The sequence below is a fragment of the Sediminibacterium ginsengisoli genome (genome assembly GCF_900167075.1).
Lineage (GTDB): Bacteria > Bacteroidota > Bacteroidia > Chitinophagales > Chitinophagaceae > Sediminibacterium > Sediminibacterium ginsengisoli.
Genome location: NZ_FUWH01000015.1, coordinates 1 through 14,893, shown reverse-complemented (window position 1 = coordinate 14,893; position 14,893 = coordinate 1). Strand labels below are relative to the sequence as shown.

General features: G+C 46.4%; 21 protein-coding genes. All 21 read right to left on the bottom strand.

All coding sequences use genetic code 11. The features are described from left to right. Positions 1–14: 14 nt before the first annotated feature. Positions 15–365, bottom strand: a complete 351-nt coding sequence (gene rplR / locus B5D42_RS17390; RefSeq protein ID WP_078832822.1) for a 50S ribosomal protein L18 — start codon at positions 363–365, stop codon at positions 15–17. A 109-nt stretch (positions 366–474) separates the two neighbouring features. Beyond that, positions 475–1,029 carry a 50S ribosomal protein L6 gene (gene rplF / locus B5D42_RS17385; RefSeq protein WP_078832821.1) on the bottom strand — a complete coding sequence of 185 codons (555 nt, stop codon included), beginning with the start codon at positions 1,027–1,029 and terminating at the stop codon, positions 475–477. 117 nt (positions 1,030–1,146) lie between these two features. Further along, on the bottom strand, positions 1,147–1,545 hold the full coding sequence (gene rpsH / locus B5D42_RS17380) for a 30S ribosomal protein S8 (protein WP_078832820.1): 399 nt from the start codon (positions 1,543–1,545) through the stop codon (positions 1,147–1,149). Positions 1,546–1,609: 64 nt separating this feature from the next. Continuing rightward, positions 1,610–1,879 (bottom strand): 30S ribosomal protein S14, encoded by a 270-nt coding sequence (rpsN, locus tag B5D42_RS17375; RefSeq protein WP_078832819.1) that lies wholly within the window; start codon positions 1,877–1,879, stop codon positions 1,610–1,612. Between the two features lie 63 nt (positions 1,880–1,942). Then, positions 1,943–2,518, bottom strand: a complete 576-nt coding sequence (gene rplE, locus B5D42_RS17370) for a 50S ribosomal protein L5 (protein ID WP_078832818.1) — start codon at positions 2,516–2,518, stop codon at positions 1,943–1,945. Beyond that, the gene (gene rplX / locus B5D42_RS17365; RefSeq protein ID WP_078832817.1) at positions 2,518–2,856 is read right to left on the bottom strand and encodes a 50S ribosomal protein L24; all 339 of its coding nucleotides are present in this window, start codon (positions 2,854–2,856) and stop codon (positions 2,518–2,520) included. The genes rplE and rplX overlap by 1 nt, the downstream gene beginning before the upstream one ends. 105 nt (positions 2,857–2,961) lie before the next feature. Next, on the bottom strand, positions 2,962–3,330 hold the full coding sequence (gene rplN, locus B5D42_RS17360; RefSeq protein ID WP_026770709.1) for a 50S ribosomal protein L14: 369 nt from the start codon (positions 3,328–3,330) through the stop codon (positions 2,962–2,964). Positions 3,331–3,444: 114 nt separating this feature from the next. Further along, the gene (gene rpsQ, locus B5D42_RS17355; RefSeq protein WP_078832816.1) at positions 3,445–3,702 is read right to left on the bottom strand and encodes a 30S ribosomal protein S17; all 258 of its coding nucleotides are present in this window, start codon (positions 3,700–3,702) and stop codon (positions 3,445–3,447) included. Positions 3,703–3,719: 17 nt separating this feature from the next. Beyond that, positions 3,720–3,932 (bottom strand): 50S ribosomal protein L29, encoded by a 213-nt coding sequence (gene rpmC / locus B5D42_RS17350; protein ID WP_078832815.1) that lies wholly within the window; start codon positions 3,930–3,932, stop codon positions 3,720–3,722. Positions 3,933–4,007: 75 nt separating this feature from the next. Continuing rightward, entirely contained in the window at positions 4,008–4,427 is a 420-nt protein-coding gene (gene rplP / locus B5D42_RS17345; protein ID WP_078832814.1) for a 50S ribosomal protein L16, read from the bottom strand. A gap of 78 nt (positions 4,428–4,505) precedes the next feature. Continuing rightward, positions 4,506–5,294 (bottom strand): 30S ribosomal protein S3, encoded by a 789-nt coding sequence (gene rpsC, locus B5D42_RS17340; RefSeq protein ID WP_078832813.1) that lies wholly within the window; start codon positions 5,292–5,294, stop codon positions 4,506–4,508. Positions 5,295–5,309: 15 nt separating this feature from the next. Beyond that, positions 5,310–5,654, bottom strand: coding sequence for a 50S ribosomal protein L22 (rplV, locus tag B5D42_RS17335; RefSeq protein ID WP_078832812.1), 345 nt, complete (start codon positions 5,652–5,654; stop codon positions 5,310–5,312). 60 nt (positions 5,655–5,714) lie between these two features. Further along, positions 5,715–5,984, bottom strand: coding sequence for a 30S ribosomal protein S19 (gene rpsS, locus B5D42_RS17330; protein ID WP_078832811.1), 270 nt, complete (start codon positions 5,982–5,984; stop codon positions 5,715–5,717). 53 nt (positions 5,985–6,037) lie between these two features. Further along, a complete protein-coding gene (gene rplB, locus B5D42_RS17325) occupies positions 6,038–6,877 on the bottom strand; it encodes a 50S ribosomal protein L2 (protein ID WP_078832810.1) in 840 nt (279 codons plus the stop codon). A 44-nt stretch (positions 6,878–6,921) separates the two neighbouring features. Further along, positions 6,922–7,221 (bottom strand): 50S ribosomal protein L23, encoded by a 300-nt coding sequence (gene rplW, locus B5D42_RS17320; protein WP_078832809.1) that lies wholly within the window; start codon positions 7,219–7,221, stop codon positions 6,922–6,924. 26 nt (positions 7,222–7,247) lie between these two features. Then, positions 7,248–7,886, bottom strand: a complete 639-nt coding sequence (rplD, locus tag B5D42_RS17315; protein ID WP_078832850.1) for a 50S ribosomal protein L4 — start codon at positions 7,884–7,886, stop codon at positions 7,248–7,250. Between the two features lie 23 nt (positions 7,887–7,909). Continuing rightward, positions 7,910–8,527: a 50S ribosomal protein L3 gene (rplC, locus tag B5D42_RS17310; protein ID WP_078832808.1), complete on the bottom strand. Its 618-nt coding sequence runs from the start codon at positions 8,525–8,527 to the stop codon at positions 7,910–7,912. A 342-nt stretch (positions 8,528–8,869) separates the two neighbouring features. Next, positions 8,870–9,175: a 30S ribosomal protein S10 gene (gene rpsJ, locus B5D42_RS17305; protein ID WP_078832807.1), complete on the bottom strand. Its 306-nt coding sequence runs from the start codon at positions 9,173–9,175 to the stop codon at positions 8,870–8,872. A gap of 337 nt (positions 9,176–9,512) precedes the next feature. After that, positions 9,513–11,663, bottom strand: coding sequence for an elongation factor G (gene fusA / locus B5D42_RS17300; protein ID WP_078832806.1), 2,151 nt, complete (start codon positions 11,661–11,663; stop codon positions 9,513–9,515). Between the two features lie 218 nt (positions 11,664–11,881). After that, entirely contained in the window at positions 11,882–12,562 is a 681-nt protein-coding gene (locus tag B5D42_RS17295) for an FKBP-type peptidyl-prolyl cis-trans isomerase (RefSeq protein ID WP_078832805.1), read from the bottom strand. A 42-nt stretch (positions 12,563–12,604) separates the two neighbouring features. Next, the coding region (locus tag B5D42_RS17960) for a glycine-rich domain-containing protein (protein ID WP_176113054.1) at positions 12,605–14,893 on the bottom strand (2,289 nt) is incomplete at its 5' end.

The window sequence follows — 14,893 nt, the reverse complement described above, 5'->3', positions numbered from 1 at the left end:
TTGTTGTTAGCTAATTAGAATTGCAGACCACCTTCTCTTGCTCCATCGGCAACCGCTTTTACACGACCGTGGTAAAGGTTACCTCCCCTGTCGAATACACAGGCTGTGAGACCAAGCGCTGTAGCTTTCTGTGCCACTGAAGATCCAACCAGTTTGGCCTTCTCTACTTTGGTCACTTTCTGTGCAGCGATATCTTTATCCCTTGATGATGCAGCAGCCAGTGTAACTCCGTTCTCATCATCTATCAATTGTGCATAGATCTCAGCGTTGCTTCTGAATACAGCCAGCCTTGGGCTTGTTGCAGTACCGGCAACCTTTTTGCGGATGCGGTACCTGATCTTTTGCCTCTGAAGTAATTTACTCATTGTGTTTTATTTATACACTTCCGATCCTGCCGGAAGTTTGTTGATTAGTGATCTTGTTTCCGGGATCCTGGTCAGCCGGTTAAACCAACTGACCAGCATTCCGATGAACTTATTTACCTGCTGCTTTACCGGCTTTCCTTCTGAGGATCTCACCAGCGTATTTAACACCTTTACCTTTGTACGGCTCTGGTTTACGCAGGCTGCGCAGTTTAGCTGCTACCTGGCCAAGCAATTGCTTGTCTATTCCTTCGATTGTTATTTTAGGATTCTGACCTTTTTCAGTAACGGTAGTTACTTTCAGTTCGCTGGGCAGTTCGAAAATAATGTTGTGTGAATAACCTAACGCCAGGTCAAGAGTGTTTCCGGTGTTGGCAGCTTTATAACCTACCCCTACCAGTTCCAGTTCTTTCTTGAAACCTTCTGTTACACCTTTCACCAGATTGGCGATCAGCGCGCGGTATAAACCGTGCATAGCCCTGTGGCGGATCTGGTCTGTCGGACGTTTGATCAGCACTTCAGTTCCCTGAACATCGATCGTGATATCACGGTCGATTGTTTCCTGGAGTTGTCCTTTAGGTCCTTTTACTGTTACAACGTTATCGCCGCTTACAGTTACGGTTACTCCTGCAGGGATTACAATGGGTTGTTTTCCGATACGAGACATAGTCGTTTACTTTTTTAATTGATTCGAATGATCCTGGTCGTGTTCAGCTCCGACTAAAAAGCTTAATTGTCAGCCAGGGTTATATACCACCGGCAACCAGTGGTTGCCGGAAAATAATTAATAGATGTAGCAGAGTACTTCACCACCAACATTCTGAGCTTTCGCCTGTTTGTCGGTCAATACGCCTTTTGAAGTGCTCAGGATAGCAACACCCAGGCCGTTGATCACACGTTTGATCTCAGCTGGTTTTGCATACTGGCGTAAACCCGGACGGCTTACCCTTTCCAGTGAGCGGATAGCAGGCTGTTTGGTGGACGGATCATACTTCAATGCGATCTTGATCAGGCCTTGCTTGCTGTCGTCTTCGAATTTGTACTTCAGAATATAACCCTGTTCGTACAGGATCTCTGTCATACGCTTTTTCAGGTTAGAAGCAGGGATCTCAACAATCCTGTGTCCCGCCATCTGCGCGTTACGGATTCTGGTTAAGAAGTCTGCTATAGGATCAGTTACCATTTTATTTTAATTAAGTCTGTTCAAAATTTTATTACTACGAACAATGATGCTTATCGTTCCTGTTTTACCAGCTTGCTTTTTTAACACCTGGTATTTTACCATTCAGCGCCATATCACGGAAGATCACCCTGGAGAGACCGAAGTACCTCATGTAGCCTTTCGGACGGCCAGTCAGCTGGCAACGGTTCTTCAAACGAACAGGTGATGCATTTTTGGGAAGTTTATCCAGAGCTGCATAATCTCCTGCTTCTTTCAGAGCAGCACGCTTTTCAGCGAATTTTGCAACCAATGCTTCACGCTTTCTTTGTCTGGCTTTTACTGATTCTTTTGCCATGTTTGTTGTATTTAGATGTTAGTAGCTGCCTGCCGGAAACCGTCGGGCATTTATACTATTCTTTTAGTTATTGTCTTTTTTTGCACCTTTAAATGGCATACCCAGTTCTTTCAGGAGCTCGTATGCTTCTTCGTTGGTGTTGGCTGAGGTTACGAAAGTGATATCCAGACCGGTGATCTTGTTCACTTTATCGATATCGATCTCCGGGAAGATGATCTGTTCGGTAACACCCAGTGTATAGTTACCACGTCCATCGAATGCTTTATCGCTGATACCCTTGAAGTCACGTACACGTGGCAGGGCAACAGAAACCAGCCTGTCGAGGAACTCGTACATTTTTTCGCCTCTCAGCGTAACGCGTGCACCGATCGGCATGCCTTTACGCAGTTTGAAGTTAGAAATGTCTTTTTTGGAAACAGTAGGAACAGCTTTCTGACCGGTGATGGTGTTCAGCTCTTCTACTGCGATATCAACCAGTTTCTTATCGGTTACGGCACCATTCACGCCACGGTTGATACAGATTTTTTCCAGTTTAGGAGTTTGCATTACAGTTTTGTAAGCGAACTTCTTCATTAAAGCAGGTACTACCTCTTTGGTGTACTTGTCTGCTAATCTCGGAGTGTATTTTGCAGTACTCATTACTTGATTACCTCCCCTGATTTTTTAGATATACGAACTAATTTTCCAGTGTCCCTTGTGCGTTTCACCTTGGTAGGTGCACCGGCTTTAGCGTCCCACAGCATTACATTGCTGATATTGATCGGCGCTTCAACCTTTACAATACCACCCTTAGTGTTCTGAGCAGAAGGTTTGGTATGCTTGGTTACGATATTTACACCTTCAACCACCACACGTCCTTTGTCTACGATCACTTCCAACACCGTGCGGGGCTTTTTCAAGTCCTTATCATCACCGGCGATCACCACTACGGTATCTCCTTTTTTGATGTTGAATTTGGGTTTAAATCTTGTACTCATTTTATTATGCTTAAAGCTTTTAACGCTCAGCGCTCAATGCTGAACGCTTCTGCTGAAATTATCTCAATTGATATGCAACCGGGCTTCTGCCCTGGCATCGGTTTCTTACAGAACCTCCGGAGCCAATGAAATGATCTTCATATAGCCTTTATCACGCAGTTCTCTCGCTACTGGTCCGAAGATACGTGTACCGCGTGGCTCGTCCGAGTTGTTCAATAACACTACTGCGTTATCGTCGAAACGGATATAAGAACCATCTTTACGGCGTAACTTATTTTTAGTACGAACGATTACGGCTTTAGATACAGTACCTTTTTTGATACCGCCTGCAGGAATTGCATCCTTTACAGTAACGACAATCTTGTCGCCTACTTTGGCATAATCCTGTCCGCTGTTTCCAAGCACTTTAATGCAAAGCACCTCTTTGGCGCCACTGTTATCAGCTACATTTAGTCTGCTTTCTTGCTGAATCATCTTTTTTAGCTTTTTAGCTGTTATCTGCCGGTACGATCACCGGAAGTAAATGTTGTTTATCAGAGGCTGTATCCTTCCCTGGCTTAGCCAGCGGTTAACAGCTTGAGGCTTAAATTACTTAGCCTTTTCGATCACTTCAATCAGTCTCCAGCGCTTTGTTTTGCTCAGCGGACGAGTTTCCATGATCTTAACTACATCACCAATACCGCACTCACTTTTTTCATCATGAGCGTGGAACTTGGTCGTTTTCTTTACGAACTTACCGTAGATAGGGTGTTTTACTTTTCTTTCTACAGCAACAGTAATGGTTTTGTCCATCTTATCGCTGGTAACCACCCCGGTCCTTGTTTTACGTAAATTTCTTTCAGCCATTGTTTTAAATTTATGGTTTAGATACCCATTTCTTTTTTCTTCAATACCGTTTTCAAACGGGCGATGTCCCTGCGGAGACCGCGGATATTCATCGGGTTTTCCAGTGGAGATATTGCGTGAGCGAACTCCAGTTTTTTTAACCTTAACTGGTCTTCCTGTATCCTTGCCTGCAGATCTGTAACGCTCAGATCCTTCAGGCTTGCGTTGAATTCTTGCTTTTTGTTTGCCATTGTATTCAATTTGAAAACTTTCTCAATTGCTCAATATTTATCGGACATTGAGCCAGTTTCACATTGTTAAACTGATTATGCCTGCAAATCCCTTCTCGTGATGAATTTGGTTTTGATCGGCAGTTTCTGTGCAGCCAGCTCCATTGCTTCCTGCGCTATCGCTGGGGTAACACCATCGCATTCGAAGATGATACGTCCTGGTTCCACCACAGCAGCCCAGAATTCGGGGTTACCTTTACCTTTACCCATCCTCACCTCTAACGGCTTGCGGGTAATGATCTTATCAGGGAATACGCGGATCCAAACGTTACCTTCACGTTTCATTGCACGGGTCATTGCCTGACGTGCTGATTCGATCTGGCGGTTAGTTAACCAGATTGGCTCAAGCGCCTTCAGTGCGAAGGATCCGAATGAAATGGAAGTACCACGCTTTGCTACTTCGCGAATGCGCCCTTTTTGCTGCTTCCTATGTTTGCTTCTTTTAGGCTGTAACATTTCTTAGCTTTTTAGATCATGAACCTCCGGGTTCATGCTTATTTCAAAGTCTTAGTAATTGAATTACTAATGATTAATTTAGTTTCTGCGATCTCTTCCGCCGCCACGGTTATCCCTTCTGTCACCACCGCCCCTGCGGTCATCCCTTCTGTCGCCACCTGGCCTTCTGTCATCGCCGCCCCTGCGCTCGTTGCCTTCATTTTTTCCACCAACGAAGTTCGGGTTGAGTTCACGGGTTCCGAGTACTTCACCTTTACAGATCCATACTTTGATACCGATCTTACCGTAAACGGTCTGAGCAAATACATTTGCATAATCGATGTCCATACGGAATGTATGCAAAGGAGTACGTCCCTGTTTGAATTCTTCGCTACGTGCAATCTCAGAACCGCCCAAACGTCCGCTTACTTTGATCTTGATACCTTCAGCACCCATGCGGAGTGTAGAAGCGATCGCCATTTTGATGGCACGTTTGAAGTTGATACGGTTTTCAATCTGCCTTGCGATAGTATCGCCTACGATGTTTGCATCCAGTTCCGGGCGACGGATCTCAAGGATGTTGATCTGAACGTCTTCCTTGCCGGTTAACTTTTTCAGCTCTTCCTTGATACGGTCAACCTCGTTACCGCCTTTACCGATGATGATACCGGGTTTAGAGGTATGGATGGTTACGATCAGCTTACCCAGGGTACGCTCTATTACAATTTTGGCAATACCGCCCTTGTTGATACGGGCGTTCAGGTAAGTACGGATCTTATGATCTTCGATCAACTTGGATGCGTAATCTTTCTTACTGCCATACCAGTTGCTTTCCCATCCGCGGATGATACCTAACCTGTTACCAATTGGATTTGCTTTCTGACCCATATAATGGTTTTACAATTAGTTTTTAGAATCTACGATTAATGTTACATGGTTGCTGCGCTTGCGAACACGGTAGCCGCGACCCTGAGGTGCCGGACGCATCCGTTTTAAAACCCTGCCACCATCTACGAAAACGGTTTTAACAACCAGGCTGCTGTCTGCCGCACTGGCACCGCTGTTTTTCTGTTCCCAGTTGCTGATCGCACTTTTCAGCAATTTAGCCAGCGGAACGGCGTTGTGCTGAGGATGGTGCTCCAGGATAGCCAATGCCTTCTCCACTTCCATTCCACGGATCACATCGGCCAGCAAACGCATTTTACGCGGCCCTGTTGGATAATTGTTCAGTTTAGCTACTGCTTCCATTTCTTATTTTATTTGTGGCTTACCTTCTGCCCGACCTGCAGGCGATCCGGTAAACTGTTTTTATTTCTTGGTTCCTGCGTGACCTTTAAAGTTACGTGTAGGGGCAAACTCACCTAATTTGTGGCCTACCATGAATTCAGTTACATACACCGGGATGAACTTGTTTCCGTTATGCACAGCGAATGTGTGACCAACGAAATCAGGTGTAATAGTGCTGCGACGGCTCCATGTCTTGATTACAGATTTCTTGGCTCCGCCTTCGTTCATTCCGAGCACTTTACCTTCCAGGTTAGCGTCTACGTAAGGACCTTTTTTAATCGAACGACCCATAATTTATTTTGTTTACTGGTCTATTAGTTTATTAGTTGAATCAGCTTTGTAAATTACTTAGCTAATTTTTTTCCGTCTCTGCGCTGGATGATCAGCTTATCGCTGCCTTTTCCTTTGGTACGTGTCTTCTCACCTTTCGCATACTTACCTGTTCTGCTACGTGGGTGACCACCTGAAGCCCTACCTTCACCACCACCCATCGGGTGATCTACAGGGTTCATTGCTACACCACGAACGCGGGGACGGATACCTTTCCAACGGTTCTTACCAGCTTTACCGGCAGTTTCAAGGTTATGATCTCCGTTAGATACAACACCGATGGTTGCATAACAGTTGATCAGCACTTTCCTGAGCTCGCCTGAAGGCATTTTCAGTACAGCGTATTTTTCTTCCTTGTTGGCCAGCTGTGCAGAACTTCCTGCACTTCTTGCCATTTTACCACCCTGACCTGGCTGCAGTTCAATGTTGTGGATCATGGTACCCAGCGGCATGTTTTTCATCAGCAGGGCATTTCCGATCTCAGGAGATACTTCATCACCAGCTATTACATTCGCACCCACCTGTAAACCCTGTGGAGCGATGATATATCTTTTCTCGCCGTCTGCGTATTGCAGCAATGCGATAAATGCGGTACGGTTCGGATCGTATTCAATAGAAACTACAGTAGCGCTAATGTCCCTTTTGCTTCTTTTGAAATCGATGATACGATAGTGATGCTTGTTTCCACCACCCATGTAACGCATGGAACGACGTCCCTGTGAGTTACGGCCGGCAGTGCTTTTCTGCGGCTCCAGCAAACTTTTTTCAGGTTTGTTGGTGGTGATCTCAGCATAAGCATTACCGATTCTCCAGCGTGTTCCGGCGGTCATCGGTTTGTACTTCTTCAGTGCCATTTCTTGTTTTTTTATATGCGGATTTTTCAGCTCCGCGTGCTATATTAAATGTTTGCGTAAAGATCGATTGTTTCACCTTCTGCTACGGTTACGAATGCCTTCTTGTAAGCAGACTTCATACCCTGGATAAAACCAGCTTTGGTGTAACGGGCTTTGTTTTTTCCCGGAGCCACTGCGGTGTTCACATCAATCACGTTCACTCCGTAGAACTCTTCAATCGCTTTTTTGATCTCGAGTTTGTTGGCCTTACGGTTTACTTTGAAAGCATACCTTCTCAGTTTTTCCTGCTGAGCGTTTGCTTTTTCAGTTAAAATCGGTTTTATTAAAACGTCTGTCTGTTTCATTTTTATCTTGTTGAAACGTTTCTTAATTATGCTGTTACTTCGGCTTCGTTATCAGCGAAGATCTTTGCAGTGCTCTCGGTTACAACCAGTACATCTGCGTTTACGATCTCGTAAGTATTGATATCAGACAGCAGTGTGCTGGCGATATTCGGTACGTTACGGGTGCTCAGGTAGAGATTGTCGTTATATTCAGGCAATACTACCAGTGTTTTCTTGTCGGCCACATTCAGGCTTTTCATCACATCAAGCACCTGCTTGGTCTTAGGCGCTTCCATGTTGATATCTTCTACCACCACAATCGCGTTCTCTTTTGCCTTGTAGCTCAGTGCAGAGATCTTAGCGAGATCTTTCACTTTGCGGTTCAGCTTGAAATCGTAGCTGTGCGGTTTTGGTCCGAAGATGGTACCACCACCTTTGTACAACGGGTTACGGATATTACCTTTACGGGCACCACCTGTTCCTTTTTGCTTGTGCAGCTTGCGGCTGGCACCATGCACTTCGGCGCGGGTTTTTACTTTATGGGTACCTGTACGGGCTGCTGCGAGGTATTGCTTAACAGCCAGGTAGATCACGTGATCATTCGGCTCGATACCGAAGATCTCTGCAGGCAATTCAACCGTTCTACCGGTTTTCTGTCCTTTTATATTTAATACATCTACTTGCATGGTCATTCAGATTAAGAGGGTGATTACTTCTGGATTAAAACGATTGAACCGTTATGACCAGGTACAGAACCACTGATCAGGATATAGTTCTTTTCAGGGAAGATCTTAACCACTTTCAGGCCTTTCATCATTACCCTGTCGCCACCCATACGGCCGGCCATTCTCATTCCTTTGAATACTCTTGAAGGATAAGAAGAACCACCGATAGAACCTGGCGCTCTCTGACGGTCGTGCTGACCATGGGATGCTTCACCCACACCAGAGAAACCATGGCGTTTTACAACACCCTGGAAACCTTTACCCTTGGTTGTACCAACCACTTCAACGCTTTCGCCTTCAGCGAAAATGTCTACGGTGATAGTTTCACCCAATGCTTTTTCTATTGAATAATTGCGGAATTCTTTTACGAATTTCTTGGCGGCTGTCTGAGCTTTTGCGAAGTGATTCAGCTCGGCTTTAGTGGAGTGCTTTTCTTTCTTGTCGCCAAATGCCAGTTGGAGTGCGGTGTAACCGTCTGTATCCTGGGTCTTAACTTGTGTTACGGTACATGGGCCAGCTTCGATGATGGTACAAGCTGTCTGCTTGCCATCTGCGCCGAAGATGCTGGTCATCCCGATTTTTTTACCAATAATACCTTTCATCGTTTTGCGGTTTATGCCCCCGCAAGGTTATTAAGGACATCCCGCCGATGAAGCGGAATTCAATCCCTGTTTGCTGCCGACCTTTTCTTTTTTCTATTCACCGGAATCAAAAATTCCAGGCGAATGCTTTTTCAGAGCTGGATCACTTTCGCTGAAGCTTTGGTGATCTAAGAAGTACCGGAAGTAAACAAACCTCGAAGGGCCTGTTTATATGTTTTACCACGATCTTATTATCGTGGAATTTTCATTTGTTGTCAGAGCTGCTTTCTCGTTTGACCGGTTGGCAGATGATCTTTATAAGAACTTAGAAAGCCGGCGGCTTTTCAGCTGCCTGCCTTTTTATCAAGCTTTGATCTCAACTTCAACTCCTGAAGGCAGATCCAGTTTGCTCAGCGCATCTACAGTTCTTGAAGAAGAAGTGTAGATATCCAATAAACGCTTATGTGTAGCGAGCTGGAACTGTTCACGGCTCTTTTTGTTCACGTGTGGTGAACGGAGTACAGTGAAAATTCTCTTGTGTGTAGGCAAGGGAATTGGACCAGTTACTACTGCACCAGTGCTGCGCACTGTCTTTACGATCTTCTCGGCAGACTTGTCTACCAGGCTGTGGTCGTATGATTGTAATTTGATTCTGATTCGTTGAGACATAGTCGAAATCCAATTTTCTGATTGGGGTTGCAAAGGTAAGGAGGTGAAAGTGAATAGTCAAAACTTTTTGAGGAAATTTTCCACAGGAGCTTAAATATCATATATCATTTCTCCACCATTTTATTTAATTAATTGATTATCAATAATGTTAGACTCCTTTATTTTTAACGGGAAATCCATAAAATCAGCCCCCGCGGGAGAATAGTTATGCACAAATCCGCTGGCAACCGCTGTTCCTGAAGTTGCACTTCTCTCCTTCCCTTATATCTCTGTTCAGCCCTTAAAAAGAAAGACCCGCCGGAATGGCAGGCCTTTCAGGGTATATTTAAGCGAATACTTATTCTTCTACTTTCACTTTACCCTTGCTCTTCGCGATCACTTCTTCAGCGATATTGTTCGGAGCCGGTGAGTAATGTGAGAACTCCATGGTTGAAGTTGCACGGCCTGAAGACAGTGAACGCAGCTGGGTTACATAACCGAACATTTCGCTCAGCGGAACTTTCGCCTTGATCACCTGCAGGTTAGCACGGCTGTCCATACCTTCCAGCATACCGCGGCGACGGTTCAGGTCACCTGTAACATCACCCATGTACTGATCAGGAGTAAGTACTTCTACTTTCATGATCGGCTCCAGGAGTGTAGGCTTCGCTTTACGGCCAGCTTCACGGAAGCCGGACCTTGCACAAAGCTCGAAGCTCATCGCATCAGAATCCACATCGTGGTAGCTACCATCGAATACGCGGACCTTCATGTTATTAACCGGATAACCGGCCAGAACGCCCGATGTCATAGCGGTTTCGAAACCTTTATTGATCGCAGGAACGAACTCTTTAGGGATTGATCCACCAAACAGGTCATTCACGAACTGGAAGTTCTTTCCTTCGTTCTCTTTCAGCCACTCTTCGTCAGCTGGTCCGATAGCGAATTGAATATCGGCGAACTTACCACGTCCACCCGACTGTTTCTTCAGTACTTCACGGTGTTCGATAGTTGTTCCGAATGCTTCTTTATAAGCAACCTGAGGTGCACCCTGGTTTACTTCTACTTTAAACTCACGACGCATACGGTCGATGATGATCTCCAGGTGCAGCTCACCCATACCACGGAGGATCGTCTGACCGGTATCTTCGTCTGTGTTAACACGCAGGGTCGGATCTTCTTCTACCAGTTTGGCGATAGCCATACCCATTTTATCAACGTCGGCCTGTGTTTTAGGCTCAACAGCGATCGCGATTACAGGCTCGGGGATGAACATGTTCTCGAGGGTGATCGGATGGTTCTCGTCGCAAAGGGTATCACCGGTTTTGATCTCTTTGAAACCAACTGCCGCAGCGATATCACCTGCTTCGATGAAATCTACAGGGTTCTGCTTGTTAGCGAACATCTTCATGATACGGCTGATACGCTCTTTCTTTCCGCTTCTTACGTTCAGTACATAAGAACCTGCATCGAGGTGACCGGAGTAGCACCTGAAGAAGGCGAGGCGACCAACGAAAGGATCGGTCATGATCTTGAACGCCAGTGCAGCGAATGGTTCTTTGGCATCAGCCTTACGAACGATCTCTTTACCAGTATCAGGATCTGTACCTACTGTATCTTCGATATCAACAGGAGAAGGCAGGTAACGGCAAACCGCATCCAGTGCAGTCTGTACGCCTTTGTTTTTGAAAGAAGAACCACACATCATCGGAACGATGCTCAGATCGATGGTAGCTTTACGGATCGCTTCGTGCATTTCCGCTTCGGTAATGCTGTTCGGATCTTCAAAGAATTTCTCCATCAGTGAATCATCGTATTCAGCCACTGCTTCCACGAGATTCTGCCTCCATTCATTGGCTTCTTCAATCATATCTTCAGGAACAGGGATCTCATCGAAAGTCATACCTTCTGTTTCCATATGCCAGATGATACCTTTCATTTTGATCAGATCCACCACGCCTTTGAAGTTATCTTCAGCGCCGATCGGCAATTGCAGCGGAACTGCTTTTGCACCCAGCATTTCCTTCACCTGTTTTACCACGTTAAGGAAGTCTGCACCTGAACGGTCCATTTTATTTACGAAACCGATACGCGGAACCTTGTAACGGTTTGCCTGGCGCCATACTGTTTCTGACTGAGGCTCTACACCATCAACCGCAGAGAACAGGGCGATCAGACCATCCAGTACACGCATAGAACGTTCAACCTCTACGGTAAAGTCCACGTGACCCGGAGTATCGATAATGTTGAAGTAATATTTTTTTGTATCAGGAGTGGCTTTACCCAAAACTGTAGGGAAGTTCCACTGGCAGCTTACGGCTGCTGAAGTGATGGTGATACCCCTTTCTTTTTCCTGCTCCATCCAGTCTGTGGTAGCGGCGCCATCATGCACCTCCCCGATTTTGTGAATCATACCAGTGTAGCGCAGGATACGCTCTGTGGTAGTGGTTTTACCGGCATCGATGTGCGCGGCAATACCAAAATTGCGTTGAAATTTCAAGTCAGCCATAAAAAGTGCTTGTTTAAAGTTTTATGCTTTGAGACACACGCCTCAAAAATTTTCGAGCGGCAAAGGTAGTGATTATAGTGATTTTACAAAGATTTGCCCTATTATTAAATATTGATGTGAAAAAGACGTTGATACCGGCAATGCCCCGGGAAGGCAGCAACCATTGAGTTCGCTACACATAAAGAAATAAAGAATCTTGTATTCGGCTGATTAACAAATTATTGTTTTCGCGCATGCCTTACTTCTACCAGCGCAATATCCATGATCAGGGCGGAAGCCGGCGGGATCAGGTCGGTTCCTGCATCGCCGTATGCCTGGGCAGCCGGGATAAAGATGCGCCATAAAGATCCCTGGGGCATGAGTTGAACCGCTTCACTTACGCCGGGGATGAGATTACCGAGGATGGCCACGATCGACTGCTGCGATTTCTGGGTATCTTCAAATACGGTACCATCGGGAAGGGTCCCGACAATATTCAACACAACCGTATCTTTTGGTCCCGGGCGTTCTCCGTCGCCGGTTTTGGTAGTAATATAATGGATACCGTTGGGTAGTATCCCCACTCCTTTAACTGTTTTCAGTTCATTGAACAGTCGTTCTTCCAGCTTTCTGCCTCTTTCGAAAAGAGCTGTTTTCTGGTAAGCGAACAGTCTTTTTTCGGCGTCAGCAGGCGTTACCATCAACGGCTTCTGCTGCAGCGCATCATCGAACCCCTTTTTGAACATCACCGGGTTCTCGATGCTGAGACCATTTTTGATCAGCACCTGGGCAAGGTAAACACCGAGACTATATTGAACAGTATCGTTTTTTTTCGATTGCGGGACTGTTCCGGTTTTGCCCTGTGCTGATACCGAAGCCGAAGCCATCAGTACCAGCACAGCAGCTATAATTGATTTCATACTTCCGAGGTTTTACCTGTTAAAGATAATCTCCCTGGGGCATTACCTGAATTCGTAAATGATGATTACACCGCTTGCACCACTAGCGCCGGCCGTATTCTGCTGGCTGCCGCCGCCACCTGATCCGTAACCGGTACCGGCAGTACCTGCGCCTGCAGAAGCAATACGACCATTACCGCCGTTACCGAAATTGGTAGAGCCACCGTTACCTCCCACACCGTTACCGGCTGTATTGGCATACCGGATACCTGAACCGCCCTGCTGGCCGGGAACATTCACATCGCCGCCCGTAGCAGTACCACCGGTACCACCGGCAACGGCTATGAAGTTGGTTGCAGTACCTGCGGCACCACCACCGCCACCGCCGGCAGTAAAGGATCCGAATATAGTTGCACCGCCGGCAGTACCGGCAGCCGTGGCGCCCGCACCGGATCCGCCGGTACCTACATCCCAGCTATAGGAAGCTGCCGGTGAAGAAATATGCACAAGAATATAACCACCGGCACCACCACCGCCACCTGAAGCACCGTTACTGTTAGCAGCACCGCCACCCTGGCCACCACCGCCTATCATATGCACCACGATGCTCTTGGTACCTGCTGATGGTGTATAAGTACCGCCGGCAGTAGAAGTCAGCACAATAACATCTTTCAACGCGTCAACACCTACAAAACTGCCTGCAGTCACGGAACCGGTCACATTGAGGCTGGTGAGCGTACCCACCGAAGTAATGGCCGGTTGTGCTGCCGCAGTTACGGTTGCGGCCGACCCGGTCACACTTCCCGCGATCGGGTTGGTGACCGTAAGGTTGGTAAGGGTACCAACGGCCGTCAGGGAGGTCAGGCTCGTGACGGCGGTGTTGACCAGCGTACCCGATGTTGGCAGGGTAAGACTGGTAGGTCCTGTTGTTGTGAAATCAAGTGTATTACCACCCGACACCGTGACGGGTGTATTACCACTTCGCATATAACCGGACAACATGGCTGCCGTATCTGAAGTGGATAAACCATTCAGACTTGCCATACTGGCGCGGATAGCACTAAGTGAATCGGTAAACCTCGTTACCCGCACATATTTACTCAACATAGATGCTGTATCCGACTTGCGCAGGTATTTAGACATCATATTAAGTGTATCACTGATCTTCAGACGATTCAGCAGCATATTAGCCGTATCACTTATTTTCAGACGGTTTGAAAGCATATTGGCTGTATCACTGATCTTCAGACGATTGAACAACATGCTTCCGGTATCACTGATCTTAAGGCGGTTGGCCAGCATACTTAATGTATCGCTGATCTTGAGGCGGTTCGCCAGCATAGAAGCTGTATCACTGATCTTGAGGCGATTGGCAAGCATGGAAGCAGTATCCGTTTTGCGCAACAGGTTGGTTAACATATTGGCAGTATCGCTGTATTTCACGCGTGCATTGAGCTGCGTCTGATAGGTATTCAGCATGGCCGCCGTATCACTGATATTGAGTTTGGTGTTCACCAGGCTTGTTTTAGCATATGGCGACAGCATCGATGCGGTATCAGAGATATTGAGCTTGTTATTTACCGCTGTTGTTTTAGCATAAGGCAACAGCATTGAAGCAGTATCCGAGATCTTAACGCGGCCGTTGATCTGGCTTTGGTAAGTGCTCAGCATAGCTGCAGTGTCGGTGTATTTCACACGACCATTCAGTTGCGACTGATAAGTGCTTAACATAGCGGCGGTATCACTGATATTGAGCTTATTGTTCACTGCAGCTGTTTTGGCATAAGGCAGCAACATTGATGCGGTATCGCTGATATTAAGCTTGGTATTCAACCTTGACTGATGTGCAGCTAACGAATCCAGCATACGTTGACTCTTCACATAGTTGGTCAGCATAGCTGCAGTATCACTGATATTGAGTTTGTTGTTCACCGCAGCTGTTTTAGCATAAGGTGACAACATTGAAGCAGTATCAGAAATGTTCACCTTTGTATTCAATCTCGTCTGAACGCCAGCAAGTGAATCCAGCATGCGCTGACTCTTCAGGTAGTTTGTCAACATAGCTGCAGTATCGGTGTATTTCACACGGCCATTCAGTTGCGACTGATAAGTGCTTAACATGGCAGCGGTATCGCTGATGTTCAGTTTGTTGTTTACTGCAGCTGTTTTGGCATAAGGTGATAACATCGATGCCGTGTCAGAGATATTCAGTTTATTGTTTACAACTGAAGTTTTAGCGTATGGCAGCAACATCGAAGCAGTATCAGCTATCTTAACGCGGCCGTTGATCTGACTTTGATATGTGCTCAGCATAGCGGCAGTGTCGGTGTACTTCACACGGCCATTCAGTTG